10 protein-coding genes are annotated in these 10,097 nt (G+C 70.2%); all 10 read left to right on the forward strand.

The window, feature by feature from the left end:
* Positions 1–91 precede the first annotated feature (91 nt).
* Positions 92–838, forward strand: coding sequence for an efflux RND transporter periplasmic adaptor subunit (locus DMX10_RS07685; protein ID WP_371921681.1), 747 nt, complete (start codon positions 92–94; stop codon positions 836–838).
* Positions 835–2,154, forward strand: a complete 1,320-nt coding sequence (locus tag DMX10_RS07690) for an efflux RND transporter periplasmic adaptor subunit (protein WP_111260545.1) — start codon at positions 835–837, stop codon at positions 2,152–2,154. The genes DMX10_RS07685 and DMX10_RS07690 overlap by 4 nt, the downstream gene beginning before the upstream one ends.
* The gene (locus DMX10_RS07695) at positions 2,151–4,247 is read left to right on the forward strand and encodes an efflux RND transporter periplasmic adaptor subunit (RefSeq protein ID WP_178082928.1); all 2,097 of its coding nucleotides are present in this window, start codon (positions 2,151–2,153) and stop codon (positions 4,245–4,247) included. The genes DMX10_RS07690 and DMX10_RS07695 overlap by 4 nt, the downstream gene beginning before the upstream one ends.
* Positions 4,248–4,269: 22 nt before the next feature.
* Entirely contained in the window at positions 4,270–5,070 is an 801-nt protein-coding gene (locus DMX10_RS07700) for an aspartyl/asparaginyl beta-hydroxylase domain-containing protein (RefSeq protein WP_111260547.1), read from the forward strand.
* Positions 5,067–6,035: a sulfotransferase family protein gene (locus DMX10_RS07705; protein ID WP_111260548.1), complete on the forward strand. Its 969-nt coding sequence runs from the start codon at positions 5,067–5,069 to the stop codon at positions 6,033–6,035. The genes DMX10_RS07700 and DMX10_RS07705 overlap by 4 nt, the downstream gene beginning before the upstream one ends.
* Before the next feature lie 143 nt (positions 6,036–6,178).
* Positions 6,179–6,703 carry a GNAT family N-acetyltransferase gene (locus DMX10_RS07710; protein ID WP_111260549.1) on the forward strand — a complete coding sequence of 175 codons (525 nt, stop codon included), beginning with the start codon at positions 6,179–6,181 and terminating at the stop codon, positions 6,701–6,703.
* Positions 6,704–6,713: 10 nt separating this feature from the next.
* Positions 6,714–7,022: a hypothetical protein gene (locus tag DMX10_RS07715; RefSeq protein ID WP_111260550.1), complete on the forward strand. Its 309-nt coding sequence runs from the start codon at positions 6,714–6,716 to the stop codon at positions 7,020–7,022.
* 73 nt (positions 7,023–7,095) lie between these two features.
* Positions 7,096–7,671, forward strand: a complete 576-nt coding sequence (locus DMX10_RS07720) for a phage tail protein (RefSeq protein ID WP_256604773.1) — start codon at positions 7,096–7,098, stop codon at positions 7,669–7,671.
* An 85-nt stretch (positions 7,672–7,756) separates the two neighbouring features.
* A complete protein-coding gene (locus DMX10_RS07725; protein ID WP_111260554.1) occupies positions 7,757–8,620 on the forward strand; it encodes a sulfotransferase in 864 nt (287 codons plus the stop codon).
* 41 nt (positions 8,621–8,661) lie between these two features.
* Positions 8,662–10,097, forward strand: a 1,436-nt coding sequence (locus tag DMX10_RS33425; protein ID WP_146602994.1) for a DUF4347 domain-containing protein, incomplete at its 3' end; no start/stop codon positions are given.

Consider the following 10,097-nt stretch of genomic DNA (forward strand, 5'->3'; position numbering starts at 1 on the left):
TCCTATTGTCCTACGGCTCCCATAGACTCGCGGGTCTGTGACCCAGGGAAGGATTGTTATGAATCGCATGCTGTGGACGTTGTTCGGCCTGATGGGGTTGGCGATGAGCGCCGGGGCGCAGGACCTGTCGACGCCGGACCCGCTGCTCGATGCGCCCGCCGCGTCCGCCACCCCCGGCAGCGCCGCCCGCGGCGTGTTGCGCGCTCGTGACCAGGCCGTGCTGGCCAGCGAACTGGCCGGTCGCATCACCGAGATGCCCTATGCCGAAGGCCAGGCCTTCAAGAAAGGCGAGGTGCTGGTGCGCTTCGATTGCGCCGCCTACCAGGCCCAGCTCAATGCCGCCAACGCCGCCACCCGCGCCGCCCGCGAGGAGCTGAAGAACAAGCAGCAACTGGCCGCGCTCAACTCCGTCGGCCGCTTCGAGGTCGCCCTGGCCGAGGCGCGCCAGGCGCAGTCCCAGGCGGAGGCCCAGGTCTACCAGGTGCAGGTGCAGCGTTGCCAGGTGAAGGCGCCCTTCGATGGCCAGGTGGTCTCGCGTCGCGTGCAGCCCCACGAAAGCGTGCCCAGCGGCGCACCGTTGCTGGAGGTGGTGGACAACCGCACCCTGGAGATCCACCTGCTGGTGCCATCGCGCTGGCTCGGCGGACTCAAGCCCGGTGAACCCTTCGAATTCGTGCCCGACGAGACCGGCAAGCCGCTCAAGGCCACGGTCAAGCGCCTCGGTGCGCGCATCGACGAAGGCAGCCAGACCCTGCTGCTGATCGGCGCCCTGCCCGAGGACGCGCCCGGCCTGCTGGCCGGCATGAGCGGCAGCGCACGCTTCCCGGAGAGCCGATGAACGCGCCGCTGCCCGGTTTCGCCGAGCGGGTCTTCGCGGTCTTCCTCGGCCTGCAGGCCCAGGCCCGCAAGGCCGGGACGTCTTCGCAACTGGCCTTCGCCATGGTCAACGACGGCCAGGGTGTATTCGGCTATCGCCATGCCGCGCTGCTGATCACCGGCAAGGTCCGCGCGCTCACCGGCATCAGTGTGGTGGAGCCCAACGCCCCCTTCGTCGCCTTCGTCGAGCGTGCGGCGGCCCAGCGCCTGGCTGCGGGCCAACTGGGCGAGCCCGGCGTCGTCGAGCCGAGCAGCCTGGACGAGAGCAGCCGCGAGGACTGGCAGGCGCTGTCCGCCGCCCAGGCCTTCTGGCTGCCGTTGAAGGATCGCCAGGGCGAGGTCTTCGGCGGCCTGTGGATCGCCCGCGACACCCCCTGGAGCGAGGCCGAGCAGGCCTTGCTGGTGCAGCTCGGCGACACCTACGCGCACGCCTGGCTGGCCCTGCAGCCGCGCAAGCCCTGGCGCCTGCGCTGGCCGAAGAAGAAGCTCCTGGCCCTGGCCGGCGCGCTGGCCCTGGTGCTGCTGGTGCCGGTGCGCCAGTCGGTGCTGGCACCGGCCGAAGTGGTGCCCCAGGGCGGGCGCGTGGTGGCCGCGCCGCTGGACGGGGTGATCGCCGAATTCCTCGTCAAGCCCAACCAGAGCGTTGCCGCCGGCGACCTGCTGGTGCGCTTCGACGCCACCACCCTCAAGGCCCAGGCCGATGTCGCCGAACGCGCCCTGGGGGTGGCCGAGGCGGAACTGAAGGCCAACAGCCAGCGCGCCTTCGCCGACGCCGAATCCAGCGCCCGCATCGACCTGCTGGCCGCCCGCGTGGAGCAGAAGCGTGCCGAGCGCGACTACGCCCGGCAGTTGCTGGCGCGCAGTGAAGTCCGCGCCGAGCGCGCCGGCATCGCCGTGTTCGCCGATGCCGAGCGCCTCACCGGCAAGCCGGTGCAGACCGGCGAGCGGCTGATGCAGATCGCCGACCCGGCCCAGGCCGAGCTGCGCATCGAACTGCCCGTGGGCGACGCCATCGCCCTGCAACCCGGCGCCGAGGTGGCGCTGTTCCTCGACAGCGACCCGCTCAACCGCCACGACGCACGCCTTGAACGCGCCGCCTACGAGGCCCAGGCCACCGCCGCCGGGCAACTGGCCTATCGCCTCGACGCCGCCTTCGCCGATGCCCCGCCACGCATCGGCCTGCGCGGCACCGCCAAGCTGTTTGGTGACCGCGCGCCGCTGGCCTACTACCTGTTGCGCCGCCCTCTGGCCGCGCTGCGCCAGGGCCTGGGATTCTGATGCTGCCCGCCCTGCGCCCCGACCTGCAGCTCTCGCCCGCCGCGCCGGACCGCGACGGTGCGCCGCAATGGACCCTGGCCGACCCCCTGCGTGGCCGCTATTTCAAGCTCGGTGCCGCCGCCGTCCGCCTGCTGCGCCACTGGTCGCGGGGTGAGCCCCAGCAGGTGCTGGCGGCCGCCAACGCCGAGCCGGGCGCGCCCCTGGGCGCCGGCGAGCTGGAGCAGATGCTGCGCTTTCTGCGCGGGCACGACCTGATCGCCGCCCTCGACCCGGAACAGCGCGCCAGCTATGCCCTCAAGGTCGCCAGCACGCGCCACAGCCTGTGGCAGCAGGTGCTGCACCAGTACCTGTTCTTCCGTATCCCGCTGTGGCGGCCGGATCGCTTCCTCAACCGTGCCTGGCCGGTGCTGGAACGCAATGGCCCCTGGCTGCTGCGACGCGGCCTGCCGGTAATCCTGCTGCTCGGGCTGTTCCTGGTTGCCCGGGACTGGGAGCGCTTCCTCGCCACCTTCCCGCACCTGTTCAGCTTCGGCGGCGCGCTGGCCTTCGGCATCGCGCTGACCTTCGCCAAGCTCTGCCACGAGTTCGGCCATGCCTTCATGGCCAAGCGCGCGGGGTGCCGGGTCCAGAGCATGGGCCTGGCCTTCATGGTGATGCTGCCGATGTTCTACACCGACGTCAGCGACGCCTGGCGGGTGCAGGACCGGCGCTCGCGGCTGCTCATCGGCGCCGGCGGGGTACTGGCCGAACTGCTGCTGGCGGTGCTGGCGCTGCTGGCCTGGTCGCTGCTGCCGGACGGCCCGGCACGTACCGCCGCCTTCATGCTGGCCAGCGCCACCTGGATCACCACCCTGGCGATCAACCTCAACCCCTTCATGCGCTTCGACGGCTACTTCCTGCTGAGCGACCTGTGGGGCGTCGACAACCTGCAGAACCGCGCCTTCGCCCTGGGGCGCTGGCGCCTGCGCGAGGCGCTGTTCGGCTACGGCGAACCGGCCCCGGAGCCCTGGTCGCCCGCCATGCAGCGCCGCCTGCTGCTGTGGAGCTACGGCTCCTGGATCTGGCGCGCGGCGCTGTTCTTCGGCATCGCGCTGACGGTCTACCACCTGTTCTTCAAGGTGCTGGGCATCTTCCTCATGCTGGTGGAACTGGTGTGGTTCATCGGCCTGCCGATCTGGAAGGAATTCGGCGAGTGGTGGCAGCGCCGCGACCAGGCCGACCCGCGCAAGGTGCTGCTCACAGGCTCAGCCCTGGGGCTGGTGCTGCTGGTGCTGCTGGTGCCCTGGCGCAACGCCGTGGACGTGCCGGCCATGCTGGAGGCCGCGCGCACCGGCACCCTGCACGCGCCCATCGGCGCGCGGGTCAAGGCGGTACGGGTGAAGGATGGCGACACGGTGGAGCAGGGCGCCCTGCTGGTGGAGCTGGAATCCCCGGACCTGGACGCGCGCCAGGGCATCGTCCGCCGCGAGATCGACATCCTCCAGTTGCAGCTGCGGCGCCAGGCCGGGCGCAGCGAGACCGCCGCCGAGACCGGGGTGATCGAGCAGCAACTGGCCGAGGCCGTGGCCGAGTATCGCGGCCTGGCCGCCCAGCGCGAGCGCCTGCAACTGCGTGCGCCCCTGGCCGGCGTGGTGCGCGACCTGCCACCGGACCTGGTGGTGGGCCGCTGGCTGCACAGCGGCGAGACCCTGGCGCGGGTGATCGCCCCCGGGCTGCGCCTGCGCGGCTACCTGGCCGAGGAAAACCTCTGGCGCGTGGCGCCGGGGGCCGAGGGCCGCTTCATCGCCGACGACCCGGCGCGGCCCGCCTTCGCGGTGCGCCTGGACGAAGTGGACACCACCGGCGTCGCCTACCTCGAACTGGAGGCGCTGACCTCCGACCACCACGGCCAGGTGGCCGTGCGACGCAACGCCCAGCAACGCGCCGAGCCGGTGCAGGCCCAGTACGGCGTGCGCCTCAGCCTGCTGCAGGACCTGCCGCCCCCCGCCCAGCCACTGCGCGGCGTGGTGGTGCTGGAGGGCAGCCGGCAGTCGCTGCTGGGCTTCGCCTGGCGCCGCATGGCGGCGTTGGGTGTCAGGGAAAGCGGTTTCTAGCCCATTTGCCAAGGAAGGTTCCATGGACGTAACCCTGCCGATCTGTGCCCGCCTGCCCTGGCGCTTCGACCTGGCGCCGCTGCTCGCGGCCCTGGAGCGGATCGACCCGACGGCCTGGGTGGCGCATTTCAACACCGCCTACTACCAGGGCGACTGGAGCGGGATCGACCTGGTGGCGGCGGTGGATGCACCGATCCCCCTGGCGCCTGGCTTCGGCCCGGTGGCCCGCAGCGCCCTGTGCGCGGCCGATCCGGCCTGGCCGGCGGCCATCGAGCGGTTCGGCGAGGGCCTGCGCAGCGCGCGCCTGCTGCGCCTGGGCGCCGGTGCCAGCATCCGCGAGCATTGCGACCCCGACCTCGGCGCGCCGGAGGGGCCGTTGCGCCTGCACGTGCCGCTGCTCAGCCCGCCCGGGGTGGAGTTCCTGGTGGACGGCCGGCAGGTGCCGATGGCGCCCGGTGAGTGCTGGTTCATCGACCTGTCCCGCCCGCATCGGGTGGACAACCCCGGTCCGGGCCCGCGCATCCACCTGGTGCTGGATTGCATGATGGATACGCGCCTGCGCGAGGCCCTCGCCGACGGGTTGCCGACGACGCCGGCGCTGCAACCGAGCCGGGGCGTACGGGCCTTCACCGCGTTCAACGAGCAGGTGCAGCAGCGCCCGGAACTGGCCCTGGCGCTGCAACGGATCACCGACCCCTCCGACTTCTGCCGTGAGGCGGTAGCCGCCGGCCAGGCCCTCGGGCTGGTGTTCGGCGAGGCCGATGTGCGCATGGCCATGCGCCAGGGACGCCAGGCCTGGAGCCGGCAATGGAGTGTGCGATGACCCCGTTGGATTTCACCGAATGGCTGCCGATCCGTGCCTTCGAGGAGGCCGGCACCTGGCAATTGGACTGGGCCTGGTTCGGCACCGCGCCCCTGGTACGACCCTTCTTCAGCGACGACGTGGACGAGGCGCTGCGCCTGCCGTTCAACCTGGCCCTGCGCCGCCAGACCGGCCTGGACGCGTTGTTCGACTGGCAGGCCCGCAGCCCCGGCCTGGAACCTTCGCTGCTGGTGTTCCACACCTCCCGCTGCGGCTCCACCCTGCTGGCGCAGTTGCTGCGAGCCCTGCCGGGGCACGTGGTGCTGTCCGAGCCGCCGCCGCTGGATGCCTTGCTGCGCGCGCACTACCGCGACCCCACGGCCTCCGCCTGGCAGGCGGATGCGGTGCGCGCGTTGTGCTCGGCCTATGGCCAGCGGCGCTGCGGCGACGAGACCCGGCTGGTGGTCAAGCTGGACGCCTGGAACCTCTTCGAGGCGCAGCTGCTGCGCCGGCTCTACCCCGAGGTGCCGTGCCTGTTCCTCTACCGCGACCCGCTGGAGGTGGTGGTGTCCCAGCGGCGCCAGCCCGGGCTGCACGCGGTCCCCGGGTTGCTGGGCCCGTCCGGGCTGGACGGCCTGCCGGGGCGGGAGGCGCTGGCGCCCGGCGATTACCTCGCCTGGATGGTCGGCCACCTGCTGCAGGCCGGGTTCGGCCTGTGCGCGGCCGGCGAGGCGGTGGCCCTGAACTACCGCGAACTGCCCGATGCCCTCTGGGGCCGCCTGGGGCCGCTCCTGGGCATCGACCCGGCCGCCGTGCCGCACCTGCAGGCCGTGGCCGGGTGTGACGCCAAGCGCCCCGGACAAGCCTTCAGTGCCGATGGCGAGGCCAAGCGCAACGAGGCGGACGAGGCCACACGGGCGGCTGTGGAGCGCTGGGCGAGGGCGCCCTATCAGGCGCTGGAGGCGCTTGCACCTCGGCAGTTGTGAATGCGCTTTCACATTCATTGCCCAAACCGCCGAACGGTGATTTTTCGATGGTGGCCAACTGAAATCCTCGTCTATGCTGCAAGCAGGGAAACTGTAACCACAGTTGTAGGCTCTTTCCCCGGGCCAGCAAGGATGCACGTCGTATGTCTTTCCAGACCTTGAACCTCCGCTTGGCAACGTCCGCCGATCGCGCTTTCCTGCGGGCGCTGTACGGCACCACCCGTGCCCACGAGATGCAGCACACCCCCTGGGACCAGGCGGGCTGCGAGCGTTTCCTCGACCAGCAGTTCGAATCCCAGTGCGGCTACTACCAGGTGCATTACGCCGACGCCGAGCAATACGTCATCGAAGAGGCCGGCCAGCCCGTAGGCCGGGCCTACCTGCTGTGGACCGACACCCACCTGCAAATCATCGACCTGGCCCTGTTGCCCGAGGCCTGTGGCCGTGGCATCGGCGGCGAGCTGCTGGGCCGCTTTCTCGAACGGGCCGACCGCGAGGGCCTCAGCGCGGGGCTGCACGTGGAGTCCTACAACCCGGCCCAGCACCTCTACAGCCGCCACGGCTTCGAGGTGGTGGGGGAGAACGGCGTGTACCTGAAGTTGCGCCGCGCCCCTCGCAGCCCGCAGGCCATGGCCGTGCCTGCGCAACGTCCGGCCGGTCTGTCCTGAGGAATTGCCCATGCACCCGATGCCTTCCTTCGCACTGCTCACCGAGATCGTCGGCCAGCCTTTCCACCTCTGGCTGTCGCCGGAGCAGGTGCTGCCCATCGAACTGCTCGCCGTCGAGGAGGGCACCGCCATGACCCCCCGGCACCAGTGCTACCTCGCCCACTTCGCCCTGCCTTCCCAATGCAGCCTGCCCCAGGACGTCTACCGCCTGGGCTTGCCGGGGGAGCCGGGCTGGGAGCTTCTGCTGACCCCCGCAATGCCCGCCCCGGACGGGCGCCCTGTACTCCAGGCCGTGTTCCACACCGACCGGCCGGCATAGACCACAACAATAAACATGCACACGCGCCGAGCCTTAAGGGCGCGCAAAACCTGAGCCAGAGGAGAGTCAACACGTGGAACCTTTCATCGGTGAGATCAAGATGTTCGGCGGCAACTTTGCGCCCCGGGGCTACGCATTCTGCATGGGGCAGATCGTGGGGATTGCGCAGAACACCGCGCTGTTTTCCCTGTTGGGCACCGTCTACGGCGGTAACGGCCAGACCACCTTCGGCCTGCCGGACCTGCGCGGCCGCTCGCCGGTCGGCCAGTTCCAGGGGCCGGGCCTCTCGATGATCGACCTCGGCGAGGTCGGCGGCACCGAGAACGTCACCCTGCTCCAGACCCAGATGCCGATGCACACCCACGTCGCCACCGGCACCAGCACGATTTCCGCTGCCGGCACGCCGACCAGCCCGGCACTGGTTCCGAGCGCCACCAACTCCGTACTGGGTGGGTCCGTCGGCGGGGCGGCCTCTGCGGCGGCCATCTGGTCGACCGCGATGGCGAATCCGGTTCCGCTGACCAACCCCAGCACCGTCAACGTGACGGTGCAGGTCGCCGGCGGCAGCCAGCCGGTGAGCCTGCGCAATCCCTTCCTCGGGGTGAACTTCATCATCGCGATGGAAGGGGTCTTCCCCTCCCGCAACTGATGAACCTGCGCCGCCGGTGCCTCGCGGCACCGGCGGCTCCGTGATCGGGCAGAGACTCATCGACAGGCAGACGTACACGCAGACCATGGCCAATTCATCACCCGCCTTCCATTTCATCTCGGGGCTGCCACGCTCGGGGTCCACGCTGCTGGCGGCGCTGCTGCGGCAGAACCCGCGCTTCCACGCCGGCATGACCAGCCCGGTGGGCAGCTTCTTCTCGGCCCTGCTCAAGCAGTTCGGCGCCGAGAGCGAGTTCGGCCCGGTGGTGACCCAGGAGCAGCGCAAGCGCCTGCTCGCCGGGCTGTTCAGCAACTACTACGCGGACCAGGCCGGGCGGGACGTGATCTTCGACACCAACCGCCAGTGGTGCGCGCGGTTGCCGGCCCTGCTGGACCTGTTCCCCCAGGCCAGGGTGATCGCCTGCGTGCGCAATGTCGCCTGGGTGATGGACAGCATCGAGCGGCTCTACCGCGCCAACCCGTACGAGATCACCAAGCTGTTCAACGACGACAACGAGCGCAACACCGTCTACAGCCGGGTCGAGACCCTGGCCCAGCGCAACCGCCTGGTGGGCCTGCCCTGGTCGGCGCTCAAGGATGCCTATTACGGCGAGCACGCCCGCTCCCTGCTGCTGGTGGACTACGACCTGCTGGTGGCCACGCCCGAGCGGGTGCTGCGGCTGGTCTACGAGTTCCTTGGCGAGCCCTGGTTCGAGCACGACTTCGAGCATGTCGAGTACGACGCCCCGGAGTTCGACCAGGCCCTGGGCCTGCGCGGCCTGCACAAGGTGCGGCCCAAGGTCGAAGTGGCGGCGCGGCGCACCCTGCTGCCGCCGGATCTGTTCGAGCAGTACGCGCAACTGGATTTCTGGAAGGACTCGCGTAACAGCGAGGCCCATGTGATCAGGACCGCCCGGGATGCCCGGGCCCTGGAACAAGAACGCAACTGAGCACCCGCCGAGGCGGGCGCCGGAACGAGGAGGTAGAGGTCATGGGCTGGGGTCATTCGAGGAAGGCTGGTCGCAACGGCAAGGCCAAAGGTGCGGAGGCTGCGCCCCTGGCGTGCCCGCTGCCGCTGATCAGTGCGCTGGAGCCGCGCATGATGTTCGACGGCGCGGTGGCCGCGACGGTTGCCGATACCGCCGCCTCGGCGGCCACCTCCGCCCCCACGGCGGCCGACGTGGCCCATGACATCGGCGCCAGCGACAGCAGCCATGCCGGCACCGCCGACAACAGCCACGGCACCCAGGACCTGCAGGCCAGCCCGGTGACCGACGGGCAGAACGGCGTGCGCAAGGAAATCGTCTTCGTCGATACCCGTGCGCCGAACTACCAGGAGCTGCTCAAGGCCGTCTCGCCCAATGCCGAGGTGGTGCTGCTGTCCACCAACAAGGACGGCGTGCAGCAGATCGCCGACGCCCTGGCCGGGCGCACCGGCATCGACGCCATCCACATCATTTCCCACGGCGATTCCGGGGTGCTGCTGCTGGGCAACGGGCCGCTGTTCGAAGGCAACCTCGGGCAATACGCCTCCCAGCTTTCCAGCATCGGCAAGGCGCTGACCACCGATGGCGACATCCTCCTCTACGGCTGTGAAGTGGGGGCCGGCAGCGAAGGCCAGGCCTTCGTCACCAAGCTGGCCGGCATGACCGGGGCGGACATCGCCGCTTCCGACGACAACACCGGCGGCAACGCCAAGGGCGGTGACTGGGACCTGGAGATCGCCACCGGCCAGATCGCGGCCAGCAGCGCCCTGAACCTGTCGCGCCTGGGTGGTTACGACCACCTGCTGGTGACCACGGCGGTGAACAACATCGCCGCCCTGAAGAGCGCCATTGCCACGGGCAATACCGACGGTGTCGACGACGTCATCACCCTCACCGGCAACATCACCTTCGCCAGCAGCAGCGACGGCATCACCATCAACGTCACCGACGGCCATACCTTGCAGATCGTCGGCGGCGGTTTCGCGCTGGACGGGGCCCACAAGACCCGGGTGCTGGACGTGACCACCAGCGGCGCCAACTCCAAGGTCGCGCTGGACAACATCACCATCCGCAACGGCCTGCTCGTCGGCAACGGGGCCAATGAAGGTGCCCCCGCCATGGACAGCCTGGGCGCGGCTATCCGCAACGCGGGCGTACTGACTATCACCAACAGCACCATCACCGCCAACAAGGCATCCGGCGGCGGCGGTGGCGGTGGCGACTTCGGAGGCAACTACGCCGGCGGCGGCGGCGGCGGTGGTGGTTTTGGCACCTCCCTCGGCGGCACCGGGGGAACCAGCTCCGGTACCGCCATAACGCCCACCTCACCTGCCACTGTCACCGGAGGTAATGGCGGCGGTCCCAACCCCGACTTCGGGGGGCGTGGCGGCAGCGCTGCGGCAGGTTCGGGTGGCAGCTACTTCGGTAACGGTTCGAACAC

It is taken from the genome of Pseudomonas sp. 57B-090624 (genome assembly GCF_003234055.1).
Classification (GTDB): Bacteria; Pseudomonadota; Gammaproteobacteria; order Pseudomonadales; family Pseudomonadaceae; genus Metapseudomonas; species Metapseudomonas tohonis.

What these genes read in the sequence shown, in the direction of transcription:
- DMX10_RS07700 (WP_111260547.1), top strand. Translation starts at nt 4,270, where the DNA reads ATGGACGTAACCCTGCCGATCTGTGCCCGCCTGCCCTGGCGCTTCGAC.
- DMX10_RS07725 (WP_111260554.1), top strand. Translation starts at nt 7,757, where the DNA reads ATGGCCAATTCATCACCCGCCTTCCATTTCATCTCGGGGCTGCCACGC.
- DMX10_RS07690 (WP_111260545.1), top strand. Translation starts at nt 835, where the DNA reads ATGAACGCGCCGCTGCCCGGTTTCGCCGAGCGGGTCTTCGCGGTCTTC.
- DMX10_RS07710 (WP_111260549.1), top strand. Translation starts at nt 6,179, where the DNA reads ATGTCTTTCCAGACCTTGAACCTCCGCTTGGCAACGTCCGCCGATCGC.
- DMX10_RS07715 (WP_111260550.1), top strand. Translation starts at nt 6,714, where the DNA reads ATGCACCCGATGCCTTCCTTCGCACTGCTCACCGAGATCGTCGGCCAG.
- DMX10_RS07705 (WP_111260548.1), top strand. Translation starts at nt 5,067, where the DNA reads ATGACCCCGTTGGATTTCACCGAATGGCTGCCGATCCGTGCCTTCGAG.
- DMX10_RS07685 (WP_371921681.1), top strand. Translation starts at nt 92, where the DNA reads ATGGGGTTGGCGATGAGCGCCGGGGCGCAGGACCTGTCGACGCCGGAC.